Origin of the sequence: Schaalia sp. Marseille-Q2122 (assembly GCF_903645355.1) — a bacterium.
Taxonomy (GTDB): Bacteria; Actinomycetota; Actinomycetes; order Actinomycetales; family Actinomycetaceae; genus Pauljensenia.
The window spans coordinates 18,181-43,186 of the sequence record NZ_CAHJXR010000004.1 but is presented as its reverse complement, the minus strand read 5'-3'; the positions used below and the strand labels follow the sequence as shown (position 1 = coordinate 43,186).

The window sequence follows — 25,006 nt, the reverse complement described above, 5'->3', positions numbered from 1 at the left end:
GCTCTTCTTCGCTGTAAACGGGTTTGGTCGCACCGAGAATCAGCGTCAGCACTTATCGGATACATGATGTCGCTAGACGCGATTGTTATCACTTATTGGATATCCTTAGCTCATCGGGTCCATCGTCAACAGATACGCATTACCTGTCCGGCCTCGCGCGCCCCCCACACCCCCACACTCAGGACACCCATGGCTGATACCTCGACAACCCTGCTTTTCCGCTGCCGCGCTTGGGGTGACAGCGAACTCCTGCGCGCCGAAGGCACATTGGGATCAGCAAGTTTTTCCATCCGCAACGAGGTCCCCACCTGGACAGTCCACTGCGCACAACGAGAAAGCCTCATCGAATGTGAGGACGCAACAACCGTCATTGACGGACGCTGGCACGATATAGCCATCACCATTGGCGCACGCGGCACGCACCTGTTCATTGACGGCTATCTGGCAATGTGCGGCACCGTTGATGTGGGCCTTCACGCTCTCGGCGCTGACGCTTGGCACACCCCGCAGTCTGTAGCGGGAGAGGTCACTGACCTTCGCGTTCTTCCCCACCTACTCAGCGAGGCCGAGATCGCCGCCTCCGCGCAGCGCCCTCGCCCCTTCGTCGAGTTTGCAGCCAACCACCTCGCGCCTTTTGATGCCGCCCGAGTGTCACCCCTGACAGAAGGGACCCTGTGGACGCGCTTTCGCACGCGGGGCCACGGGCAGACGGGCACAATCCTGTCAGCAGGGATGCGCGGCCCCTCGGGCGAGGTTACAGAGCTACTTGCTGTGCGCGTCGACACGGGCGCGATCACCTACACGGCCCGCACGGCGGGCGGGCAGTGGCGTTCCTTCACCATTGAGGGCGCGTGGGCTGAAGGACAGTGGCATGACCTCGCCATCCGGGTCGGGCAGGGGGCGGTGGAACTCTACATTGACGGGTTCCGTCAGGCACACATTCCCGGTCAGGTGTTTTTCGCAGACACTGCCCCCACCACGCTTGCTAATGGACGTGCCGGCGCGCCGACCAGCGAAGCCAGCGAAGAACCTTATGGGCGTTCCGGTGAGCCTTCCAGCGGTTACGAGGTCGTGATCGGCCAAGATGTCAACGGCCAGCGTCTTTTCGGCGAGGTTGTACGCGCCGCCATCTACGATCATCCCCTTTCAGATGCGCAGATCAAGGGCTTGTCGCAGGTTCGCCCCATCAGCACCTGCGCGCTTTTTGATCGAGGAATGGACGGTGCGGCCAGCTACCGTATCCCCTCGCTTCTGGCCCTCCCCTCGGGCGCCCTCATTGCTGGTGCCGACCAGCGCACGAGCATCCCCAATGATGCCCCCAACCACATTCAGTTCGTCCTTCGGCGCTCACCCGATGGGGGTGATACCTGGGAGCCGATGCAGGTCGTGATCCCCTCCGAAGGGCATGGTGTCAGTGGGGCCAGCGTCATTGACTCGTGCAGTGTCTATGACCGCGAGCGCGGTCGCCTGATTGTCCTCATTGACCACTTCCCCGGTGGCGTTGGCCAGTTTAATGCGGTGCCCGGCATTGGGGTGGATGCTGAGGGCGCCCTCCTGCCCTACGAGCCCGCTGACGGCGAAGATTTTGGCGGCACCACCCCCGCATTACCGACCTCTTACCTGTGTATGGTGACCAGCGATGATGAGGGCCGCACATGGTCTGCACTACGGCACCTGAATCATCAGGTGAAAGAAGAGTGGATGGTATTCCTTGGCACTGGGCCCGGCACTGGCATCCAGATTGAGCAGGGCCCTTATGCGGGGCGTTTAGTCATTCCGGTGTATGTTTCCTCCGAAGCGGGCGTTGGTTTTTGTGCAGCTGCGGTGTATTCCGATGATGGTGGTGACACGTGGGTGCGCGGACACAGTGTGCTGGGCGTCTATCCAGGCAGTGGGGAGGCGGCCTCGTCAGGGGGTGTCCCGCGTTTGGAGGATCCCGCGTTGGCGACCTACGAGGCAACCCTTGTGGAGCTGTCCGGCGGGCGTATTCTCATGCTCATGCGCAACCAGCATCCCTCTGGCATGGTGGTGCGCGCTATCAGCGAGGACGGCGGACATCACTGGGGTGAGCTTGATCCGCTACCTGATGTGCCGGAGATTTTTAGTCAGCCCAATGTTGTTCGCCTCCATGATGGGCGACTCTGTTTCATGAATGCCTCCCAATTGTTGCCCTTCCGTGGCAATGGGGTGATTCGCGTGTCGGAGGACGAGGGGTGTACGTGGCCGTTGGCGCGCACGCTCAATCCTGGCCGTCACGTCTATCAGTCGATGGCGCCTTTGCCTGATGGTGGTCTTGGGGTGCTGTGGGAGAACGAGTGGCAGGGTTTGTATTTCACGCGTGTACCTGCTGAATGGTTGACGTGGTGATGGGCTGGTGAGGCAGTGATGGGTGCTCTGGTGAGGAGTACTGTGTCGAAGCGTTGCCTGGCCGCCCTCGCTTGTGGGCTTGTTGGAGTGGCGGGGGCTTTGATGCTGAGGTCGCGTCTGGTCGCTTCGCGCGCTCAGCGGGCGGCTTCTCTTGAGCGTTTTCACGAGGTTCACGGCGATGCCGACCTCGCCGCTGAGGTTCTCTCCCTGCTGCCGAAAGAGCGCGTGTTTGCGTGCGCTGTTGGCCGCGTCACCCCAGAGGCGACGCGGCTGGCCAGCATTGGCGTGCCTTTGGGGGCCACCTTCGAGATTGGCTCGATCGGCAAGGGCGTGACGGGGCTGCTCTATCAGCAGGCTCTTGATCGTGGCGAGGTGTCCGCCCAGAGCAGGTTAGGTGATTACTGCGACCTTGGGGATGCGCCGACTGCGCGGGTTCTGCTCAGTGACCTGGCTCAGCATCGTTCAGGTTTACCTGCGCATCCTGACGACGTGTTGACTGTTGCGCGCACTGTGCTGCGGGTGATCCGTGGTGAAAATCCTTCGAAGGGCGAGGGCGTTGCCGACGTGCTGACCTTTGCGCGAAAAGTGCGTTTGCAGCGAAGAAGGGTTGGTAGTTCTGAGTTTTCCTACTCGAATTATGGATACGCGCTTTTGGGGCACGCGTTGGCGACTGCGGCTGGCCTGGGCTATGCCGATCTTGTGGCACAGCGGGTGAGTGCCCATCTTGATAGGGGTGTGTTCTATGTGCCCGCGATGGATGATCCTCGCGCTTTGGATGCGCAGGCTGTTCAGGGCTATTCCTCGAACGGCCATCCGGTGAAGCCGTGGATGGATCTGGCGTATGCTCCGGCTGGCGGAATCCGGGCCGATATTGGCGCTATGACTGCTTTCGCGCAGCGCTTGTGTGAGGGGACTATGCCGGGAGCCAAGGCGCTTGAACCGACATTCACTTTGCCTCCTTTATCCTCCGATGCGCATGCCCCCTCCGCTGCGCAGGCAAGCGTGAGTCCTGATCAGATGGGGTGGGCGTGGCTCACCTCGGAGATTGAGGGCCACGCAATTGTGTGGCACAACGGGGCGACCGGCGGGTTTACCTCGTGGATCGGATGCGATCGGGAGCGAGGCTCAGCAGTGGTTGTGCTGGCAGCAACAAATGAGCCGGTCGATGAGGCCGGAGAGCACCTGCTGCTTCACCACGGCTAAGAGCAGGGCCGTTGCGCCGCCTGCCCGCTGCCTCCGGCACCGCCCACATGCATACAGGAGTACAAAAAGAGATGGTAGATTATTTTCCAAACTTCCTTTGTTGCATGAATAATAATCTGCGACAGTACCCACGATAAGGGCATCAGACGATGACTGACACAACGCAACCCACGCAGCAAACCACCGATCAGGCAAAAACATCTGTCGAGCTCGAAGAAAAATCCCAGTTTGCCTATGCCGTTCTCAAGCATGCTGCAAGCTTGACCGTCGTACGCATTGACCGTGACGCCTTCCTGCGCGCGCAACTAGCCAAACACCTTCCCCACATTGACGTTGAGCAAGCCATCGCAATGACGCCTGCTCGCGCGGGGGCCACCCTCGATGAGCTTGATACCATCGCTGATGCAATTATCAATTTCGAGGTGAAGAAATGCTCGGGCATTTCTTTCCTTGCTGGCATCCCTGGTGGATTCGCAGCTTTGGGCACTATCCCTGCAGACCTTGCCCAGTATTTTGGGCACGTTCTTCGCATTGAACAGCAGCTCGCCTACATCTATGGCTGGCAATCCTTTATTGATGCAGACCAAGAAATCGATGACGAAACCCTTTTTGAGTTGATCCTGCTCATGGGCGTCATGCTCAAGGTAGGTGGTGCTGCAAGCGCAGTTTCTGCCTTGGCAAACGTCGCGCAGCAAGAGGTGACGAAGCGGATTGCCAACAAGGCTCTGACGAAGACTACCTACTACCCTGTCATCAAGCGTGTCCTTCGGATGATCGGCATCAAGGTGACCAAGGAGAGCTTCGCTAAGAATGCCGGTAAGTTCGTCCCCCTCCTTGGCGGTGTTCTTTCAGGCGGAATGACCTGGCTGAGCTTCAAGCCTGCCGCTCACCACCTGAAGAAATACCTGCGCTCACTGCCCCAAGCGCGGGGACTTGACGCTCCCGTCAAAGACCAGGATTTCCTGGAGGACTTCATTGAGGCTGAAGTAGTTAGCGACGAGGACATGCAGTCTGCTGAGTAGTGGATTACTGCTCAACCATCCCTTTTTGCTGATTCGCTGCTCGCTTCTCATTGCGTACGCCTCAAGGTTGCCCCAGCGGGTGTAAAACTCTGCTACCCCGCCTCGCAACGATGTCCCTGCGTTGCACGCATGCGCCTGCGTTGCACCAGTACCCCCGCGTTGCACCGGAACACCCGGGCCCGGGCGTTTTCGATCGACCAGACGCTGCTCGTGCAACCCGAAGACACTGGTCGAGCCAGAAGAAGGCTTCCGAAACACGCTCGCTCACCCTCACACGCCATGCGCAAGCAGTAGCCTCCCTACCTGCTCGCGCCGCTGTGTCAGGCTGCCCTCCAGCGAACATTCCTCCTGCAGCCGTCCATCCACCATGAGCATCACCCGCTCGGCACGCGCTGCCACCCCAGGATCATGGGTGACAACAACAACGGTGCTACCCGCACGGCGTACCTGGTCGATAAGGTCAAGGATTTCTTGCGTGCTGGAGGTATTGAGCGCGCCCGTGGGCTCATCTCCTACCAGAATGTCTGGGCGGTTAATGAGCGCCCGGCACAGTCCCGCGCGCTGACGTTGCCCGCCGGAAACCTCGCTGGGCAGGCGTGATGCGGCCTCGGTGATGCCGGTGTGCGCCATGAGTTCGCGGGCGCGCTCCTTAATGACACCACGCTCCTCAACCTTGAGCATCAACGCTGGTAGAACGATATTGTCCGCCAGGGACAGGCTCTCCATCAGGTGCGCGTCCTGGAAGACAAAGCCCCAGCGTTGCAGGCGGATGCGCGCACATTCCTCGGCCGACAGCTGCGTCACGTCCTGTCCCCACCATGTCACGGTGCCGCTGGTTGGCCGTTCAAGACCGGCCAGGATGTTGAGCAGCGTCGACTTGCCTGAGCCCGACGGGCCCATAATCGCCACGTATTCACCGGCGTCAATGTGCAGCGAGACATCGCTCAGCACCGGAACGTCCTGGTAAGCGTGGTGGATGGAGCGCAGGTCAATCATGGTGGCCTCCGGGTTCGTCGTGATTGGCGAGGGCGCCGCCGGTTGGCGGGGTAGCAGGGTGGGGTGCGGCATTGGTAGCGGGTGGGGTAGCGTGCTGAGAAGGGGCCTCAGCGGCAGCCGATCGAGGGCGGAGCAATGCGGGGCGGAGCGATGCGAGGTGCATCGGCCCAGCAGATTCGGCCTGGTTGGCAACACGAACCTGGGAAGCTTGCTCATCCGAGGCAACAACTCTCGGCACTAACGCAGTACGGGGTGCTACAACAGAGCGGGCCAGTGGCGGAATATGACTGAGTGCGGTGCGCGTGGCCAGCCACATTGCAAGGATGATCGCTGCGGGAATTGTAATCGCGGTCACCCACACATTGGGCAGGAGTTCCACGGCAGGCGCACCAAGTAGCCCAAAAGCCAGGCTGATCAGGCGTTCCCCGATAGTGAAGGTGAATGCTAGAGCCCCCAGTGTGCCCGCCGCACCAATAGCAATCATGCGCGCCTGGTAGGAGCGGCGCAGCCCTGAGGGTGAGGCGCCGATGCGCGCCAGCACCTCAATATCGCGCCTCTCACGCGCGCACACCAGCAGCGTGACCAGGTGAGTGATCAGGGCGATCACGCCCAGTGCGCTCAGCACAGCGACGAGGGTGACGATGCGTAGCTGCGCGTGCAATGCTCCCATCGTTTGGGCAATGTATCCGCTGATGTCGGTGACTTTTGCACCAGGGATTTGTTTGGCGAGGTCGTCTGCGACCGCCTGGGTTCGGGCCTCATCGGCAGGTTGGGTGAGGGTAGCGTATGCGACCTGCCAGAGGGGCTCACCTGCGAGCGCTTCGTAGGTTTTTCCGCTGCGACCGCCATTGGTGAGGTCTTGGTAGATGCCGCTCACGGTGAAGGTTCTCGGCCCAGCGGGATTTGCCGAAACAGCATCTGCAGCGGCAGGCCCATCCGATGTCTTTTCGCCGCCATCATCGAGCTGCAGAGAGTCTCCCACCTTCACGTCAAGGTCGCGGGCTGCCGAGTAGGACAGGGCAATCTCGGGCATATCACTGGCGGCCAGCACTCGGTCCGGCCTTTCCCGGTCGGGTGCAGGCGTGTGTGGCATCGCGCCTTCTCGTGGCGCGGGTAGGTTTGGCATCGCGCCTTCTCGTGGCGCGGATAGGCCTGGCATCGCGCCTTCTCGTGGCGCGGGCGCATTGCCCTCGATGTAGGCCACGGGGAACAGCTGATGGTCACCGACCTCGACCACTAGGCTTTCGGCATCAGCACCCGCAGCTGACACTTCCACGGAGTAGGAGTGGTAGATCCCGAAAGCATCGATCTGTTCATGGGTGGCGAGCGCGCGCTGCATGATGTCGGCCGCTCCCGCAGACGCATCCGCCTCCGCCGACGGGCGCAGGTCAATACGCAGGTCAGCTGGCCCGATACCCAGATAGGTGGCGAAGCGCGCATCGCTCATGGTGTGCGTGAGGGCGGCGGGCAGGATGGCTGTCATGCCAGCCCCCATCACAACCAGGGCCAGCATCACGCTGGTGGCCGAGCGCAACACGCGCACCGTCATCCAGACAAATGGCGGCATAAAAGAGGACATCAGCCGTGACGAGAGCGCGTGCTCTGCTGCACCATGCACCCCTGCACCATGCGCCCCCGCACCATGCGCCCCCGCACCATGCACCCCCGCTTCATCCGCGCCTGCGCCCTCGTCGCTCGCGCCAGCCTCGCCACCGCTGTCCTCGCCTGCGCCAGCCTCGCCACCGCCATTCACCCTCAGCCTGCCAGGCTCCTCTTCACCCGCTCGACGTTGACGACCAAACCCGGCCAGCAGGCGGCGCCCTCGTCCTTTCTTAGAACTGCCAGCCTGCCCCTGCGCCCCCATTCTCAGCAGCTCCGCACTGCTGCAGCGGCGCAGGCCTCGTAGGAGCCGCAGGCAAAACGCGACAGTCACCGCCACAACCAGCGCTCCAACCACGAAGGGCGCGGCCAGGATCAGCACTGAAGAGGGCGCATGGCCAAAGTAGAGGGTGATATTTGCCCCCAGCCACGCGCTCAACGGATAGGCCAGAAGCACTCCCAGCGCCGCACCCACAGCCGCCATCGCCAGATACTTCGCCAGGAACATACGGCGCACCTGCACAAAGGGAGCTCCGATTGCACTCAGTACAGCCAGGGGCGCGATCTCTTGCTGCAACGCCGACAGGACTGCCAGGCGCAGCGCAATCAACGCCACCACGGTCAGCAGCCCGGCGGCAATCAGGGCAATGGCGGCGAGGGCGAAGGTGCTCACGCCGTTCATCAACCAAAAGATACTGTCGGTGACGGCAATACCTTTCGCGGGAAGCCCGGCGGCCACATACGCATCAATGACGTCACTGCCCGACGCGCCCTCAGCCAGACGAAACTCGATGAGGTATTCGGGGGTGTAGTGCTCGTTCAGCGTCGCGTAATCCTGCGGGTGGAGGGCCATGCGTTTGGAGGTCACCAGCGAGGGGTTCATCTGCGCGTCACGTAGGAAGTCACTGACGCGCAGATGCAGCTGGGTTGCGCCAGTTTGGATGATCACCTCGTCGCCGAGCGCGGCCTGCCCGGCTGCCAGGTAGTGCACGGGCAGGGCGATCTGTCCGGGTTCGGGGGCCACCACCTGCCCGTCCTCGCCCAGCAGCAGGTCGAAGCGTTCCGGCGAGGTGACGGCTGCGGGTTCGAGGACGCTGTCACTGTGGTTGACTCCGGCGATCCACAGTGCGCGGCCGGGGATCGGTAGGGTGCGTTGAAGTTGGTGGTCAACGATGTCTTCACGCCCTGTGGCCCATTGTGTGACGAGGTCGGGGTCGAGTTCGCCGGTGTGCATCTGGACGACGTTGGGCACGAGGCTGGTGTCGAAGAAGTGGTCGATCGTGTGCAGGGTGCGGGCGGTGATGAGTGTGGCGGCCGCAGCCAGGGTGGTGACGACTGCGATGAGGGCAGTCAGGGCGGTGGCGACAAGCCGGTTTCTGGCGAGGTCGGCGCGCAGGACACGCGTCAGCATGAGTGTCCTCCCTGGTTGCCGGGGTTGTGGGCGTGTGCCGCATCGATGCGGGGGACCGTGAGCGTCAAAACGCCCACCGCAATGCCAACGCAGCTGATGAGCAGGCCGATGCCTCGTCCTGGTCCCACGTCAAAAAGCCAGCCGAGGGCGGGGACGAGGGCGCCGCCCTCCATGAGCGCGGGCGTGAACACGTGGTCGGCCAGGGGGCCGGCAAGGGCGTAGGCGATGAGGAATCCCATCTGGGTGATCAGTCCGATGCTGCCCCAGGCGCGGCCCTGCTGTTCATTGGGGATGAGGCCGCGCACACCGGCCTCGGCCCCCGCATTGCAGGCCGCGAGCGCTGCGAAAACCAGTGCGCAGCTGCCTGCCACCCACCACATGCTCGGCCGCAGTCCGACAAGTAGCGCGCCGAGGCTGACCGCGCCGATCCCAACGCGTAGAAGCCAGTCCGGGCGGGGGTTGGTCAGGACTGCGACAAGGGCTCCGCCGGCGATGAGTCCGCAGGCGGCCAGGCTTTCAACGAGGCCGACCTGGTTGGGTGAGTAGTGCGGCAACAGCATGGGTTTGAGCAGGGTTTGGATGACTCCAAGGGCGAGGGTCAGCGCGGCCATAATTGCCACCACGGTTGTGACCTGCGTGGAGGCGGTGATGGTGCGCCAGGAGTTGAGGAGATCGCGCAGGAATGAGGGGCGGTCGCTGCTTTCTTGCCCTGCTGCGCTTTCCTGCTCTGCCTTGCTTGCTTGCCCTGCTGTGCTTTCCTGCCCTGCTGTGCTTTCCTGCCCTGCTGTGCTTTCCTGCTCTGCCTTGCTTGCTTGCTCTGCCTTGCTTGCTTGCCGCGCTGCACCCAGCCTCCCCACCGGCGTCGCCCTCGTCAATCCGCGCCGGACGTAGAGGGTGCAGGCGACGGTGACGACGGCCGTTGCCGCGTCAATGAGTAGCACCACCTGCACGGAGGAGGCGGTCATGACGAGCGCCGCTAACACGGGTGAGATGAGGAATTTTGAGGACGCTGCGAGTTGGAGCATGCCCGAGGCACGCACATACTCTTCGGGTTTGAGCAGGTCAGACACCGTTGCGCGCAGTGCGGGTTCCGTGAAGGCCGCCAGGGACGAGGCGATGGTGATGCCGAGCAAGACCAAGGGCACGCTCGGCTCGCCTTCACCCCCGAGCCCTCCCCCGTTCAGCGCCCACAGCACGAGCAGCAGCCCCAGGATTGAGCCGCCGTCTCCGGCGATCATGAGTGCGCGCCGGTCGTAGCGGTCCGCGCAGGTGCCAGCAATCGGTGCGAGCAGCACCATCGGCGCGAAAGCGCACATTTGCAGCAGGCCGACGCTGGCGGCGCTCCCCTGCTGGGTGAAGATCCAGGCCGCGAGCGCGAAGGCGCTCATGCCTGAGCCGATCGAGGTGATGAGTGAGCCTGCGAAGAGGACGGAGAAGTACTTCATGGCCGCTGCCCATCAAGTGCGGCGGCAAGGGCGGCCGGGTCGCAGCCGAGGATGCGGCCAGTATTGAGGATGAGCGCCTGCGTGCGCCGGGCGCGGGTGGCCTCATCTGCGGGGAATATTCCCTGGTCGAGGAGCATTCCGGCTCCCAGCAAGATGAGTTCAACGCTTTCCGTCGGGTGGGGCGTGGTGAATTCTCCGGCGGCGACGCCCTCTTCGACGATGCCGGTGAGGATCGGGGCGATGCGCGCGATCGTTTCGGTGATGGAGAGTAGGTGATAGTCGGCGTTGCCCGTAGCGTGCAGCGCATTGACGAGGTGTTCGCCGCCTTCCTCTGCGGTGACGTTGAGTGCGCCGATGGTGCGGATGAAGCGCTCAATGGCGCTGCCTGGCGTGCGGGCGACAGCTGCGGCTCGGGCAGCGAGTTCGTCGCAGGTGCGCAGGACGAGGGCGTTCAGGATTGCTTCCTTGCTGGTGAAGTGGTGGTAGAGCGTGCCTTTGGCGATGCCTGCGCGGGCGAGGATGTCGTCAGTGCTGGTGTGGTGGTAGCCGCGTGTGATGAAAAGGTCTCGGGCAATGTCGAGGATTTGAGCGCGGCGCTCTTCAGCGCTCAGGCGCGTGCGCGTGGGGGCGGCAGAGGCAGCGACGGAGGCGGAGCGAGCGCGAGCTTCTTTCCCTGCCTTCAGGGCTTTTCCTGAGCGTGCTTGCTCCCTAAGGTCTGCGCCTTGCCTGGGCCTTGTGCCTTTCCCAGAGTCGTCAGCTTTTTCGACACCAGCTTCTTCTGCGACTTCCTCTGCAGGCTCCTCTGTGCCCGTAAGCACTATCTGACGCATGCTTCTCACCTCACACGCTAACCGACTGTTAGTCGGTAGCCTATCAGGGTGGACACAACCTCGCCCACCCTGATTCGCCCCTGGTCTGTACATCCGGGCTGTGCGCTCGAGCTTCCCCACTTCCTCAGCCACTCCTGCCCTCACTCCCACCAGTTAGGTGACAGTTGTTGCATTACGTGACACGTACACCTGCAACCAAAGACAACAAACGGCAAGCTATGCAACAACTGTCACACAACCACAGCCTCGGGACCAGCCCCAGACCGCACCAGCTCCAGACCGCACCTGCCCCCACCCTCGCAATCCCATCCCAACCTCATCACGCCGACAGCACCGTCCCGCCACGCCCCAGCCTTTTCCCCCAACCAGCCCACACCACGCCTCAACCTTCCCGCCCTAGCCTCCGAGAGTGCACAATGAAGACATGGATACTCTTAGCGCCACACTCGAAGCCGAGCTCCAGTCCATCCGCGAACAGGGCCTATGGAAGGCTGAACGTGAAATCCTGGGCCGCCAGGGCCCGCACGTCACCACCCCCGCCGGGGATGCCCTGAATTTTTGCGCCAATAACTACCTGGGGCTCGCGGGCGACGAACGCCTGACCCAGGCAGCGCGCGACGCCCTCGATACATGGGGCTTTGGCATGAGCTCTGTGCGTTTTATCTGCGGCACGCAGGACCAGCACCGCGCCCTCGAACGTGAGATCGCCGCCTTCTTGCACACCGATGACGCGATTCTTTTCTCCTCCTGCTTTGACGCCAATGGCGGCATCTTCGAGGCTCTCTTCACCGCCAAGGACGCGATTGTCTCCGACGAACTCAACCACGCCTCCCTTATTGACGGCATCCGCCTGTGCAAGGCCGCGCGCTTCCGCTACAAGAACGCCGACCTGGAGGATCTGCGCGCTCAGCTTGTTGCTGCGCGTGAGGGCGGCGCCGAGCAGGTTGTCATTGTCACCGACGGCGTGTTCTCGATGGATGGCTCCTACGCGCCCCTGCCCGGCATTTGCGACCTGGCTGAGGAATTCCGCGCGATCGTCATGGTGGATGACTCGCATGCGACGGGTTTTGTGGGTGCGGGCGGGCGCGGCACACCGGAATATTTTGGTGTGGAGGATCGCGTCGATATCCTCACCGGCACCCTCGGCAAGGCCCTCGGCGGAGCCTCTGGCGGTTACGTTGCTGCCGGTCAGGCCGTCATTGACATGCTGCGCCAGCGCGCCCGCCCCTACCTCTTCTCCAATACGCTCGCTCCCGCCGTGGTTGCTGGCTCTCGCGAGGCCCTGCGCCTGGCTGCCGCCGCCAATGCCGAGCGCGAGCACCTGGCCGCCATGGCCGCCCTCTTCCGCTCAGAGATGGAGGCCGCCGGGTTTGAGATCCTGCCCGGCACTCATCCCATCCATGCCGTCATGTTCCCTGGCGAGGACGGTGCCCGCCAGGCTGTTGACGTGGCCGCACGCATGTTGGAGCTTGGCGTCTACGTGACGGCTTTCAGCTTCCCGGTGGTGCCGCGCGGCAAGGCGCGCATCCGCGTGCAGCTCTCCGCCGCTCACTCGGAGCAGGACGTGCGCGCCTGCGTTGCTGCTTTCATTCAGGCTCGCGAGGACGTTGCCGACCGCTGAGTTCTGCCCGTCAGGTTGGGTGTGGCCAGCACGCGATTGGGGCATACCTGCCTTGGCGGCATTTTTCAGGTGAAACGGCAGTGGATGGGCACGCACAGCGTTCCCATCCACTGCTACGCTTTTTCACGCGGAACTATCCGCGGCAATAGCCTCGCCACACAGAGTGTCGGCGCTGCCGCCTGCCTGCGGTGCCCTGCCTCGTCCAACACTAACTATCGCCTGCCCTTGCCAATCCACCCATCCTGTCCATCGCCATCTGCCATAAGCGCCCACCCCTTGGCCGCCACCCCAGGCCTTCTCCTAATGAAAGTGAGCTGACTATGTCCGGAGGACTTGTTGCCCTACTTGACGACATTGCGACCCTCGCGAAGGCTGCCGCTGCGTCGGTGGATGATGTTGCAGCGGGCGCGGCAAAGGCTTCTGCGAAGGCGGCGGGCGTCATTATTGACGACACTGCGGTGACCCCTCAGTACGTTCAGGGCCTCTCTCCCGCGCGGGAGCTGCCGGTCATTGCCCGCATTGCGAAGGGTTCGCTGATTAACAAGCTGTTGATCATCTTGCCCCTGGCGCTGCTCTTGTCGTGGTTGGCTCCGTGGTCCCTGCCGATTCTGCTGATTGTGGGCGGTTCCTACCTGTGCTTTGAGGGCGCAGAAAAGCTGCTGCATAAACTGCACCTGCTGCCTCATCATGGGCCCGAGCACGGCGAAGGCGATGACGCAGGAGCTGCGACCAGTGAGGAGTTCGAGAAGAAGATCGTCGCCTCAGCGGTGCGCACGGACTTGATTCTTTCAGCAGAAATCATGCTCATTGCCTTGGCTGATCTGACGGGCAGCTCAAGCTCCATGCGCGTTGCTGTCTTGATCGCGGTGGCCCTGGCGATGACCTTCTTCGTCTACGGCGTGGTCGCGATCCTGGTGAAGATGGACGATTTTGGCCTGCACCTGGTGGCTCGCGGCGGCAAGCGCGCAGCTATGGGCGAGCGCATTGTGCGCGTCATGCCGAAGGTTTTCTCGGTAATCGGCGCTATTGGCACCCTGGCCATGCTCTGGGTGGGTGGGCACATCATTATCCTGTCCCTCCATGACCTGGGCTTTGACTGGCTCCACCACGTGGTTGAAACCGCTATGCACGCCGTTGAGGCCGCTGGTGGAGCGGCGATGTGGCTGGTTGAGACCGCGCTGTCGGGTGTCTTTGGCATCCTATGGGGCAGCGTCCTGGCGTTCCTGTGGGTGAGTGTTCAGCGCCTGCGCCACTCGAAGGCGCCGACGGAGGCGCGGGGCAGCGCGCACTGAGGCCGTCCTCGGACTAAGCAGCGTCAGCGTGACGCTCTCTGTCCACATAACGAGGCTCCTGCGGGAGCCTCGTTTGTTGTGCGCGGCGCACTGCCGGGTGCTTTGGTGGAAGCCGATCCTCCACTTACGTGACAGTTGTTGCATGATGTGACACGTATAGCTGTCACATAAAGTCGCAAGTGTCACGCAGTGCAACAACTGCTCCATAACCGGCAGCCGTCCGGCTCAGACCTCTGCCTCAGCCTTGCGCCCCAGCACCCCACTTAGATCCAGCATTCAGCCCCCAGCCAACCCGGACGCCCTGCTCTCTCCCCACCTAAGCCTCACGCCGATCAAACAATGCCCCTCGCCTGAAGCTCACTCCCAGACTCCCGCTTCGCCCTTCTCTTGCCTGTCGACGCGAGCCCCGCGCAACCCCAGATCGGCACCCACCACGTCACTAAAGTTTGCGAAAATCGCGCGAAATACCACAGGCTCCTATTGCGCACTCGGGACTAAAGGGCGATACCCTAACAGTGGACCTGCAGCGTTCACCTACCCGCTGCTCACTATCACTAGGAGAGAACATGACGGTCTACACCCTGCCCGAACTCGGCTACGACTACGCCGCTCTGGAGCCCCACATCTCGGCCACCATCATGGAGCTGCACCACTCCAAGCACCACGCCGCCTACGTTGCCGGCGCTAATGGCGCTCTTGCCGCCCTGGAGGCTGCCCGCGAAGCTGGCGACCACGCCGCCATCAATCTGCACGAGAAGAACCTGGCCTTCCACCTGGGCGGTCACACCAACCACACCATCTTCTGGCAGAACATGGCCCCCGACGCCGGCGGCCGCCCCGAAGGTGAACTTGCTGCAGCCATCGATGAGTTCTTCGGCTCCTTCGAAAAGTTCCAGGCTCAGTTCGCTGCCGCTTCCCTGGGCCTGCAGGGCTCGGGCTGGGGCATCCTCGCTTGGGACACCCTGGGTCAGCGCCTCGTGACCTTCCAGCTCACCGACCAGCAGGGCAATATCCCTGTTGCTACCGTTCCGCTGCTCATGCTGGACATGTGGGAGCACGCCTTCTACCTGGACTACAAGAACGTCAAGGCCGACTACGTCACCGCTTGGTGGAATGTCGTTAACTGGGCTGACGTGGCTGCCCGCTTCGAGCGCGCCCGCGCCCAGTACAACGGCCTCGTCGTTGCCTGAGCTCGGTCACTTCTGACTCCACCGCGCCCCTCCAGCCTGACGATCCCCGCCTCTGACGAAGCCGACCCTGGATGCGTTCACGCCGGAGGGGCGCGGTGTTTTACCATGGGTGTGCACGGGTGCCCGAGGATTCACCCCCGAGGGCTGAGAAGCGACGCTAACCGTTTCACCTGAACCAGGTCATGCTGGCGGAGGGACGCAACCACACACCTGTGCAAGGAGGCGCAGGTGACTTACCCCGAGGACTACACCGTGATCCAGCCGGTTTGGCCCGCTTTCGACGCTGACGAGGCCGTGCCCGTCATGGCCCGTTTCGGCTTCCCCCAGGCGACGGTGCTCAGCCAGTCCATTCGCATGATGTCCTGCGCGGTCACGGTGTTGACGCCGCATGGCCCCTTCTTCCTTAAGCGTTATCACCGCTCAGTCATGTCTGTGCCTGAGCTTCGCGCCCGCCACCAGGCGGTGAACCTGCTGCGTGACGTCGAGGACGAGCATGCGCTCACCGTCACCGGTTTCCAGCTCACGCCCGCGGGTGACAGCGTCGTTGAAGAGGGCGAGTGGCTGTACGAGCTCAACGATTTTGCGCCCGGCGAGGACCGCTACCGTGGCCGGTATTCATGGAATGCGCCCGATTCCTTGGGCGAGGCTGAGAGCCTGGGGCGGGCTTTGGCGGTCCTCCACCTGCGGGCCGAGGCCACCGCGAGCCTTGCTCCGGCCGATCCTGGGCCGGGATTCTTCCAGGCCCGCTGCGATCTGGCAATGGGGCAAGTGTCCGTCGAGGACTACCTGGCGGATCGGCCAATGCTCACCGAGTGGGCGGCAAGCTACGCGATTCAAGAGGGCGACGCCCCGCGCACCGTTGATAGTGCGCCCGGAGCGCGCACCAACAAAGAAGGTCACGGAGGAGGACACAGCGGTGCAAAAAGTAGCGCCGCAGACAGTACTGGCACGCTGAACTGCGCCGACGAAGCTGGCCATGCTGCCGCGCACCGCCTCAGCCTTGCCGCCGAGGTCGAGGCCGCCCTCGCATGGCGCACTCCGGACATCACGCGCGCCTACGCCTCCCTACCTCGTCTGTGGATCCACGGCGATGGCCACTGCTCGAACATGATGTACGAGGGCGACGCCGTGTGCGCGGTCTTCGACTTCGGCCTCTCTGCCGTTTCCACCGCCGTAGCCGACCTGGCCATCGCTCTAGAGCGCAACACCCTACTGTGGCTGGATATCCTCGACGGCAATGCCGACGCATATCGGATGGACATGAGCGAGGCGATCCTGCGTGGCTACCAGACGCTCCGGCCCCTGAGCGCTGTCGAGGCCGCCCTGCTGCCCCACATTATGCGCGCCGTTCACGTGGACCCGGCCTTGGATTGGATCCCCTACCACCTCATCAGCGGGCGCCCCTCGAATGCCCAGTGGGCGCTGGAGACCTTCTTGCGTGGGCATACCGCCTGGTTCACGACCGAAGCCGGACGGCGCTACCTTGACGAGCTTGCCGCAACGATCCAGGCCACCCGCCCAGTGCAGGCCACTCTCCCACCGTCCTAGCCCCGGCACCGCCCTCGTCCTTCTCGCCGACCTCGCCCTTGCGGCCCACCCCGCCCACGGCGGCAACCTCGCCAAACGATCCCGACAAGCCCCCAACCCGAGCAGAAAGGCATCCCATGAAACTGCGCATCCACCTCGAATACGTCCACCCCTGGCCCAACCATATTGGCCTCTTCGTTGCGCGCGCGAAGGGCTGGTATGCCGCGCACGGCTGGGATGTTGACATTATTTCTGACGGCCACGACCGCGGGAACCCCTCGGACCTAGTGGCGGCAGGCGAATACCAGGTGGCGTCGGTGCGCCTGGGTGAACTCATTGAGTACCGGCACACCGAGGTGCCACTGGTGGGCGTGGCGACCTTCAACCAGTGCCAACTGCCTGGCGTCTTTGGTCGCAAGTCGGATGGGATTCACCGCTGGCGTGACCTGGAGGGCAAGCACGTGTCGATCCCGCCCTCTCCGCGCCTGACCCACATGGTGCACGAGGCTGTCGAGGCTGACGGCGGCAACTTTGACCTGCTCAACGTCACCCACCCCGAATTCTGGGAGCCAGACATGCGTGCCATCGAGAAGGGCACCTTTGACGCCGTATTCAACGTGCTGGGATGGGAGCCCTACCAGGGGTGCACGCCCGTTGAGGACATTACTTTCCTTGATTTTGACCAGGTGGGTGTGGCTCCGCATCACGCCTACTTTGTGTGTTTCACGCAGGAGATGTGTGACTCCGAGCCTCAGCTGGTGCGTGACTTCCTGGAGGCCACGGCGCGTGGCTACCGTTTCGCGGCGGAGAATCCTGAGGAGGCGATTGCTCTGGCCGGCTCTCCCATGTGCAATATGGACCCCGAGGTGCTGCGCCTGTCCTTGGAGCACATGCGCCCCACCTGGTTTGCGCCCTCTGGCCGTTGGGGTGAGATCCAGCCGGAGCTCGTGCGCTCCTACACGCAGTGGATGATCGATGGCGGTTTCACCACTGCTTCGTTGGAGGATATTGAGGGTGCGGTGACGAACGACTTCCTGCCCTGACGCACCCTAGGTTCACGGCAATGCCCCCTCACGGCGGATTGCATGGTGTTCCGTGAGGGGGCCAAAGCTATAGAAGCGGGCCGAACCAATAGAGGCCGACTTATGGAGCACTTGTTGCATTGTGTGACGCCTATTGCTGTCACACAAGGTCGCAGGTGCTCCGCAACGCAACAACTGTCACAAAACTTGCCGCCCCAAGCGCCTTAGCCTGTGCATCCGAACCCCAGGGGGTGCACCGAAGTGAGCCCTCCATGCAAGCACGAGCAAGGGAACCAACAGGCAAACCGCACTCAACCACCAGCATAGGTATGAAGGGGAGCGCAAACCGCTGCCCCTTCAACAGACAGGCAGCCTCACGCCATGCGACAGTCAGGGGGTGTAACAATTCACCACTCCATCGCTTACAGCTCACGGGGGTGCGCCCCCCCGACACAGGGACTAACACCCCCACGCACACGCCCCCGCGCTCCCGCAAGCGCCTGCGGCAGCCTCGCACCCTATGACACAATCAGGAACGCCCTTCCAAGGCAAGGACCCCCTCACGGAACACCACGCAATCCGCCGTGAAGCGGGCCAAACCAACAGAAGGGAGAGGGGCACATATCCAAGGGACACAAAAGACCCGAATGGAAACACGTAGCCCGAACAGTCAAGGCAGTAGGTGAAGCCATTGCCAAGACCGTCCGGGCTATCGCAATCCTTTGGGAAGCCCTAGAGGACTAACATCCTCACAGCGGGCACGGGGGCAACTGTGCCCGCTTTTTATGCTTCCACCCCACAGCCTACCGCCGCGCCACACCCAAGGGCAATAGCAGGACACCCCACACCCAGCACCCTCAAAACCCCCTGCATGCTGGAACACAGGCAGGCAAACAGCAGCACCCCGGCACTCACCCCCTAGGGGCGGAGCTAAAAGCCCGCCCGCGCTACGCCACACCCCCACAAGCAACGCAGCAACGAACTGAGACGAACCGCGCAGAATCAACACGACAGCAACAAAGCCACCCCACGCCACCACAAACCCCACAAACACAAGCCAAACCACCACCCCAAAACACAGGCAAAAACTCCTGGAAACGCCGCGAACCATTTTTGCTATGACAGGGCGGGAGCAAAAGAACACCAAAGGGGGGTACATGCCCCCCTACCCGGGTGGCACACAGACACCACCACCACACAGACGCAGCCACACAACAGCCCAAGGATCCTCACACCGTGAGCACCCCTTGCAGACACAGCGCCACCCGGCATAAACGGCAAAGGGGGGTAAAAAAACGCTACCCCCCCCCCAACAGACAGACGGACACCCTCACGCCACACAGCAGACATGGGGTAACGATCCGTTACCCCACCACAAGCAAACTAGCGGGAGCGCAAGACACACCCCCGTACCGCACAGCAGGCATGGGATGACAATCCGCCACCCCACGACAAGAGGGGACTAACGTCCCCAAACACGCGCCCTCACACTCCCGCGAGCGCTCACGGCAACCACTCCCCGCAACCCGAAAACTGTTTTCATGTATCCCACCTGTATCCCACGGGACATAAGAAGAACCGCATGACCCCAACTTTTCGTTGGAATCATGCGGTTGTCAGTGGCGGTAGCGGTGGGATTTGAACCCACGGTGGCTGTGACACCACACAGCATTTCGAGTGCTGCACCTTCGGCCGCTCGGACACGCTACCTCGATCGCCTAGATTACAGGATTGCCTGCGAGCACGGCAATTCGAGTGACGAACACCAAGCGCGCAGGCCAATGAATCACTGGTGGTTGTGTTGTTCTTCCTCGGATTCGGCGACGCGCGTTGTTTCAATCTGGAAGGTTGAATGCGTGATTGACACGTCGAAATGCTCGGCGACACATTCACGCACTGCCATGAGCATGTCGACGGCGTGACCGTCGTGGAAGCATTCGTCTTCGACAATGATGTGTGCGCTGAGGGTGGGCAGGCCGGTGGCGACGGTGGTGGCGTGGACGTCGTGGACGTCTTTGACGTGCGGTAGCGACCGGATGTGCGCGCGCACCTGCTCAAGGTCAAGGCCGGCGGGCGTGAATTCCATGAGGACGACTGTCGTTTCCTTCATGAGGGTGAAGGCTCGTGGCACGATGAGTGCTGCGATGAAGAGGCCGGCGATGGAGTCAGCCTGCATGAAGCCGGTGGTGGAGATGACGATGGCCGCGATAATGACGCCTGCGGAGCCGAGCGCGTCGTTGAGGACCTCAAGGAAGGCGGCTCGCATATTGAAGTTCGCACCCCTCCCGGCTGAGAGGATGAGCATGGCACTGAGGTTCGCGATGAGGCCTAGAGCGCCGAAGATCAGTAGCTCGGTGGAGGGAATCTCTGCGGGTTCGAAGAAGCGTTTGATGGCCTCGATGGCGGTGTAGATGCCCACGGCCAGCAGGAGCGTGGATTGGGCGAGGGCGGCGAGGACCTCGACGCGTCGGTAGCCCCAGGTGTGCCGGTCGGAGGCGGGTTTCATCGCGAGACGTCCAGCCAGGAGGGCAACGAGGAGTCCGGAGGCGTCTACTGCGGCGTGCGCGGTGTCGGTCAGGAGGGCGAGGCTGCCGGTCAGGAGGGATCCGATGGCTTGGGCGAGGACGATGCCGCCGGTGATGGTGAAAGCCAGGGCCAGGCGCCTGCGGTTGCTTGCGGTGAAACCCCCGGCATGGTCATGAGAGTGGCCGTGTCCGTGGGAGTGGTTATGCCCAGCACCCATTGCGGATCATCTCCTTTAGAAGATTGTGCCCCCGAGACGATTCGAACGTCCGACACCCGCTTTAGGAGAGCGGTGCTCTATCCCCTGAGCTACGGGGGCATGCCCGAGCGAGCACTCGGTGCAGGCTTAAGCCTAGCACCCGCAGGCGTGGACCTCGTAAATCCTGGCGGTGCGGGTTAGCGTCGCTCCCAGGCGTAGCTTTCTCCGGAGCGTTCGTCGCGGCCGCGTGGGACGACCATGACGGGGCAGGTGGAGTGGCTGATGACGGTTTGTGAGGTCGAGCCGAGGAAGATATCGGCGAAGCCGCCACCTCCTCGGGTTCCAACGACGACGAGGTCAACGGCGGTCGAGAATTCGATGAGTAGTGAGGCGGGGGATCCGTCGAGGACGTGGCGCGCGACGGGGAGATCGTGGTCGCCCAGGGCAGAGTCGACGGCGGTGTTGAGTCCGTTTTTGATCTCGGCGATGACGGCGTCGTGGTTGCCGGTGTTGGGCACCCAGCCCATGACGCCGCCGACGCTGGGGATGGGCACGGCGGAGACAGCGGTGAGGGCGGCGCCCCACAGTTCGGTTTCGGCGATGGCGGCTTTGAGGGCGGCGGAGGTGTTGGATGAGCTGTCAACGCCGACAACGATCTTGTCGATGGGCGTGAAGGCCTTCCCGCTTTTGTGCTCGGGGACGACGACGACGGGGCAGTCGGCGTTGGCGGGGAGAGAGGATGAGACGGTCCCGAGGAGGCGACTCATGAAGCCGCCGCCGCTGGCGCTGCCCACGACGATGAGGTCCACTTCTGCGGACATTTCGACGAGGATCGAGGCGGGGTCGCCGGGTTCGATGGAGGAGCTGATGGTGACGCGTGTGTCCGCTCCGACGAGGCTCGTGGCGCGTTCAACCGCTGCGTCGACCACGCTTTGAGCGCCTTTTTCGAGGGCTTCAGCGTCGATTCCGGCGTATCCGCCGTCAAGGGCTGCGGCGGAGTATGAAGCCATTGCATACATGCACATGATGTGTACGCGAGCGCCGATGAGGTTGGCGCGGTGGATTGCCCAGTCGACTGCTGCGAGGCTCGCCGTTGAGCCGTCGACGCCGACAACGATTGTTGGAGTGGACACCAGCATCTCCTCCTCGTGATGTGAGTCACCCTCTATTGTGCCCCATTCGGCGGGCTACGTCATGCTTCAGCGCCGGACTGGGTAGTCGCGGCCGAGAAACACCGGGAACAAACATGGGGTCGATTCCGAAGAATCGACCCCACGCCCCCCGAAAGGAAAGGGAACCTCAGTAGCGGACGAACTGGTAGTCGCCCCACAGAGGTTGGATTTGGGTGACGTCACCAGGAGTGGTGGCCTCAATGACCATGCCGTTACCGGCGTAGATGCCGACGTGGCCGTAGGCGTGCCACACGAGGTCCCCGGGCTGAGCGTCAGCTGCGGACACGAAGGTACCTGCATATCCCTGAGCGCCAGAGGTGCGGGGGATACTGATACCAGCCATGCCGTAGACGTACTGGGTGAAGCCGGAGCAGTCAAAGCCTGCGGGGGTCGAGCCACCGTAGACGTAGGGGATGCCCAGCAGGCTGGAAGCGATGGAGACGATGTCGCCACCGGCAGCGTTTGCTGCTGCGGTGTAGGCAGCAACGGACTGGTCGGAGGCGATGTCTTCGCGCACGTTGTCACGGCTTGCTGCCGCATCTTCCTGGACCTCTTCAGCAGGTTCAGGAGCGACTTCCTCCGCAGCGGGAGCCTCTGCGACCACAGAGAGCTCATCAATGGCGGTCCAGGCGATATCAGGCACGGAGACCGTGGTGGTCAGGGCTTCAACCTGGGCGGTGGTCGTGAGGGCTGCCTCTTCGGTGTGCGCAGACACGGAAGGGCTAGCGTTGACAACAGGTGTCACAACTGCGGTCAGTGCAAGACCAGTTGCAGAAACGACGGCGGTACCTCGAATGGGAGTGAGGTTCATCGACGTCATTGTTTCCGCGAGATCAGCGATCGGCGCCATGGGGCGACGAGCTTTGCGGTGTCGCGGCGTGTACTTGGCGTTGGTCACGTAGTTTTCTCCTTGTAGCACCTGCGAGGTTAGCTGTCGGATTCGGGCAGGAGAGCCCGGTCCGGTTTCCCGGACTTCACCCCAAGACCTCAAGAGGCCCCATGTGGGTCCCCCGCGCTAGACCTGGCTGTTTCCTTACCCCTAGGGTCTAGCCTCGGCGGCTAAGGGTACGGCTGGTTGAGTAACAACCGAGTTACAGACTACCCGGATTTCTCCGTAAATGTCACACGTAGATAACGGCATGCGAAGTTGTTCACGAAAAACGGCCAAAATTGAGGGTCTAGTGTCCACGTTTTGGGAAAAAAGTCCCACTTCTACACAGTCTTGGACAAGATCCCCCAAACCCTGAGTTTTCCCTGATAGACCCCTGATCCAACCTCTCCCCTACTAGGGGTCAAAGAGAGGCAAAAAACTGGTGCTTCCCACCCGTAGGCAGGAAGCACCAGACGACACAGACGGGGCATCACGCGCGCCCAGCCGCACCAGACGCCCCCTTCATGCAGCCCTTAAAGAGGCGAGACAAAGAGGTGAGGAGTCAACGCATCCGACAAAGCCAAATACTCCGAAGCCAACTCTCCATCAATCACGGGCACCACACGCACCACCTTCTGATGCGCACTGAGCTGCACCTCAGCCCCGGGGCGCAAACCCAAGGCGTCAAAGTCAGCAATAATCGCCGACTCCGCCTGGATTGCCTCGCCAATACGGACGATCACGGCCCGCACCTCAGCCTCGCCGCGAGCAACATACTCCACGGACGTCCCCTTCGGAGCATCAGCGCCCGGCAGCGGATTGCCGTAAGGATCAGTCACCGGATCCCCCAAGAGGCCCACCAGGCGATCCTCCACCTGCTTGGACATGACATGCTCCCAGCGGCAGGCTTCCTCGTGAACCTCAGCCCATCCCAGACCAATTACGTCCATGAGCAGCCGCTCAGCCAGACGATGCTTGCGGACGACCTCCACCGCCACCTCGCGCCCCTGATCGGTCAGCTCAAGGCGGCGGTCGCCCATGACGTACAGCAGGCCGTCGCGTTCCATACGGCCAACAGTTTGGGAGACAGTCGGCCCTGAATGTCCCAGGCGCTCGACAATGCGCGCACGAAGGGGGGTCACACCGTCTTCCTCAAGTTCGTAGATCGTCTTGAGGTACATCTCGGTGGTATCGATGAGCTCAGTCATTGCCTCTTACCCTCTCCTTAGGTGGCATACCACTCCCACAGGTTTGTTCAGAATATGGTCTCTTTCCTAATTCGTCTCAAGATGGCGGAAAACCGCAGAATATCGCGGCTGGTTGGTCATAGCTTTTTATCGAAATCCGCACAATCGGCATGACCGAAATCGCCTCTGCTTGTTTCAGGCTAGATTTTCACTATGGCCGCTTCTCATACTCCCGTGGATTTGCCCGTCCTTCCCGCAGAACTTCAGCCCTCTGATGGCCGTTTTGGTTGCGGCCCATCGAAGGTCCGCTCGGCTCAGGTAGAGGCCCTCTCCGCTAGCCCTCTCATTGGCACCTCACACCGTCAGCGCCCCGTCCTCGACCTCGTCGCCTCCATCCGCGAGGGCCTGCGCGCCCTCTACGCTCTGCCCAGCGAGTGGGAAATCGCCATCGGTAACGGCGGCTCCACGGCGTTCTGGGCAGTGGCGACGACCTCGTTGGTCCGCGAGCGTGCCGCCCACGCGGTCTTTGGCGAGTTCGGCCAGAAATTCGCCGACGAAACACTGGCCGCCCCCTTCCTCGCCCCTTCACTCGTCCTTTCCGCCGAGGCCGGCGCCGTGGCCACCCTCGTTGATGAGGCGGCACTTTCCGCTTTCGCTCAGGACGAGGGGCCCGCCGTGGATCTATGCGCTTACCCCCACCATGAGACCTCCACCGGCGCTCTCTCACCGCTCTACCGCGTGACACCGGGATCTGCGGGCGTCTCAGATGATGCGCTGACCGTCGTTGATGCGACCTCGATTGCCGGTGGCGTGAACGCCGATGTGACCGCCACGGACGTGTACTACTTCGCTCCACAAAAGTGCTTTGCCTCCGATGGCGGCCTGTGGTTTGCTCTCCTCTCCCCCGCCGCTCAGGAGCGCGCCCGCGAGCTGCACGCGGTGAAGGACCGCTGGATGCCGCAGTTCTTGGATCTGTCGATTGCGTTGGATAACTCGGTGAAGAACCAGACGCTCAATACTCCGGCTTTGGCGACTCTCATCATGATGGATGAGCAGATTCAGTGGATGCTCGCCAGCGGCGGGCTGCCTGCGATGGAGGCGCGCTGCCGCGCGTCCTCGGGCGCGATCTACACGTGGGCGGATGCTCACCCGCATGCCGCTCCTTTTATTACGCGTGAGGAGTGGCGCTCGCCCGTGGTGGCGACCGTTGATTTTGACGAGGCCGTCGACGCTTCTTACCTTGCGCGCGTGCTGCGGGCGAATGGCGTGGTGGACGTGGAGCCCTACCGTAAGCTGGGCCGCAATCAGCTGCGCATTGCAACCTTCCCGTCAGTGGAGAGTGTCGATGTGGAAAAGCTGGTGGCGAGTATTGATTGGGTGATTGCGCAGGGCAGTTGATCGACGACCTGTAGAGTGTGGACTCCCCTGGGTGGAGTGTGGATGCGCGCCGCGCTCAGGGGTGCTGATGCACGCTGTGCCCAGGGGCTTTGCGGCCCTGCCAGGATCCTTCGAGGCCCTTCGGGCATGCA

At 62.5% G+C, this 25,006-nt stretch carries 17 protein-coding genes, 2 tRNA genes and 2 riboswitches; of the genes, 9 read left to right on the top strand and 10 right to left on the bottom strand.

Annotated features, from left to right (window positions below; translation table 11 throughout):
* Nucleotides 1-189: 189 nt before the first annotated feature.
* From HWX48_RS04630 to HWX48_RS04620, 3 genes are all read left to right on the top strand, one after another.
* Nucleotides 190-2,367 carry a sialidase family protein gene (locus tag HWX48_RS04630; RefSeq protein ID WP_175955116.1) on the top strand — a complete coding sequence of 726 codons (2,178 nt, stop codon included), beginning with the start codon at nt 190-192 and terminating at the stop codon, nt 2,365-2,367.
* Between the two features lie 42 nt (nt 2,368-2,409).
* Nucleotides 2,410-3,570, top strand: a complete 1,161-nt coding sequence (locus HWX48_RS04625) for a serine hydrolase (protein ID WP_175955114.1) — start codon at nt 2,410-2,412, stop codon at nt 3,568-3,570.
* A gap of 149 nt (nt 3,571-3,719) precedes the next feature.
* Complete coding sequence (locus HWX48_RS04620; RefSeq protein WP_175955112.1) at nt 3,720-4,592, top strand: EcsC family protein; 873 nt, start codon at nt 3,720-3,722, stop codon at nt 4,590-4,592.
* A 270-nt stretch (nt 4,593-4,862) separates the two neighbouring features.
* Here HWX48_RS04620 and HWX48_RS04615 read toward each other — a convergent pair whose 3' ends face one another.
* Genes HWX48_RS04615 through HWX48_RS04600 form a run of 4 tightly spaced genes read right to left on the bottom strand, consistent with a single transcriptional unit; the run spans nt 4,863 to nt 10,873 of the window.
* Nucleotides 4,863-5,588: an ABC transporter ATP-binding protein gene (locus HWX48_RS04615; RefSeq protein ID WP_175955110.1), complete on the bottom strand. Its 726-nt coding sequence runs from the start codon at nt 5,586-5,588 to the stop codon at nt 4,863-4,865.
* Nucleotides 5,581-8,598, bottom strand: a complete 3,018-nt coding sequence (locus tag HWX48_RS04610; protein ID WP_175955108.1) for an FtsX-like permease family protein — start codon at nt 8,596-8,598, stop codon at nt 5,581-5,583. The genes HWX48_RS04615 and HWX48_RS04610 overlap by 8 nt, the downstream gene beginning before the upstream one ends.
* Nucleotides 8,592-10,043 (bottom strand): MFS transporter, encoded by a 1,452-nt coding sequence (locus HWX48_RS04605; protein ID WP_175955106.1) that lies wholly within the window; start codon nt 10,041-10,043, stop codon nt 8,592-8,594. The genes HWX48_RS04610 and HWX48_RS04605 overlap by 7 nt, the downstream gene beginning before the upstream one ends.
* On the bottom strand, nt 10,040-10,873 hold the full coding sequence (locus tag HWX48_RS04600) for a TetR/AcrR family transcriptional regulator (RefSeq protein WP_175955104.1): 834 nt from the start codon (nt 10,871-10,873) through the stop codon (nt 10,040-10,042). Before HWX48_RS04600 ends, HWX48_RS04605 begins: the two co-directional genes overlap by 4 nt.
* Nucleotides 10,874-11,297: 424 nt before the next feature.
* On the opposite strand from HWX48_RS04600, the gene HWX48_RS04595 reads away from it, so the two are divergent.
* The 5 genes from HWX48_RS04595 (at nt 11,298) to HWX48_RS04575 (ending at nt 17,546) form a co-directional block, all read left to right on the top strand.
* Nucleotides 11,298-12,494, top strand: coding sequence for a glycine C-acetyltransferase (locus HWX48_RS04595; protein ID WP_175955102.1), 1,197 nt, complete (start codon nt 11,298-11,300; stop codon nt 12,492-12,494).
* A gap of 320 nt (nt 12,495-12,814) precedes the next feature.
* A complete protein-coding gene (locus tag HWX48_RS04590; protein ID WP_175955100.1) occupies nt 12,815-13,786 on the top strand; it encodes a DUF808 family protein in 972 nt (323 codons plus the stop codon).
* 566 nt (nt 13,787-14,352) lie between these two features.
* Nucleotides 14,353-14,976: a superoxide dismutase gene (locus HWX48_RS04585; RefSeq protein ID WP_175955098.1), complete on the top strand. Its 624-nt coding sequence runs from the start codon at nt 14,353-14,355 to the stop codon at nt 14,974-14,976.
* Between the two features lie 105 nt (nt 14,977-15,081).
* A riboswitch (TPP riboswitch) is annotated at nt 15,082-15,191 on the top strand.
* Nucleotides 15,192-15,204: 13 nt separating this feature from the next.
* A complete protein-coding gene (locus HWX48_RS04580) occupies nt 15,205-16,524 on the top strand; it encodes a phosphotransferase enzyme family protein (protein WP_175955096.1) in 1,320 nt (439 codons plus the stop codon).
* 116 nt (nt 16,525-16,640) lie between these two features.
* Nucleotides 16,641-17,546, top strand: coding sequence for an ABC transporter substrate-binding protein (locus tag HWX48_RS04575; protein WP_175955094.1), 906 nt, complete (start codon nt 16,641-16,643; stop codon nt 17,544-17,546).
* A 1,599-nt stretch (nt 17,547-19,145) separates the two neighbouring features.
* Here HWX48_RS04575 and HWX48_RS04570 read toward each other — a convergent pair.
* The 6 genes from HWX48_RS04570 to HWX48_RS04545 form a co-directional block, all read right to left on the bottom strand.
* Nucleotides 19,146-19,235: transfer RNA gene (locus HWX48_RS04570), tRNA-Ser, on the bottom strand.
* 76 nt (nt 19,236-19,311) lie between these two features.
* A complete protein-coding gene (locus tag HWX48_RS04565) occupies nt 19,312-20,268 on the bottom strand; it encodes a cation diffusion facilitator family transporter (protein WP_175955092.1) in 957 nt (318 codons plus the stop codon).
* A 26-nt stretch (nt 20,269-20,294) separates the two neighbouring features.
* Nucleotides 20,295-20,367, bottom strand: a tRNA-Arg gene (locus tag HWX48_RS04560).
* Between the two features lie 77 nt (nt 20,368-20,444).
* Entirely contained in the window at nt 20,445-21,386 is a 942-nt protein-coding gene (locus HWX48_RS04555; protein WP_175955090.1) for a universal stress protein, read from the bottom strand.
* Nucleotides 21,387-21,546: 160 nt separating this feature from the next.
* Complete coding sequence (locus tag HWX48_RS04550) at nt 21,547-22,317, bottom strand: C40 family peptidase (protein WP_254872964.1); 771 nt, start codon at nt 22,315-22,317, stop codon at nt 21,547-21,549.
* Nucleotides 22,318-22,320: 3 nt separating this feature from the next.
* A riboswitch (cyclic di-AMP (ydaO/yuaA leader) is annotated at nt 22,321-22,487 on the bottom strand.
* Between the two features lie 336 nt (nt 22,488-22,823).
* Complete coding sequence (locus HWX48_RS04545; RefSeq protein WP_175955087.1) at nt 22,824-23,498, bottom strand: metal-dependent transcriptional regulator; 675 nt, start codon at nt 23,496-23,498, stop codon at nt 22,824-22,826.
* Between the two features lie 192 nt (nt 23,499-23,690).
* On the opposite strand from HWX48_RS04545, the gene serC reads away from it, so the two are divergent.
* Nucleotides 23,691-24,875 (top strand): phosphoserine transaminase, encoded by a 1,185-nt coding sequence (gene serC / locus HWX48_RS04540; RefSeq protein WP_175955085.1) that lies wholly within the window; start codon nt 23,691-23,693, stop codon nt 24,873-24,875.
* Nucleotides 24,876-25,006: the final 131 nt, after the last annotated feature.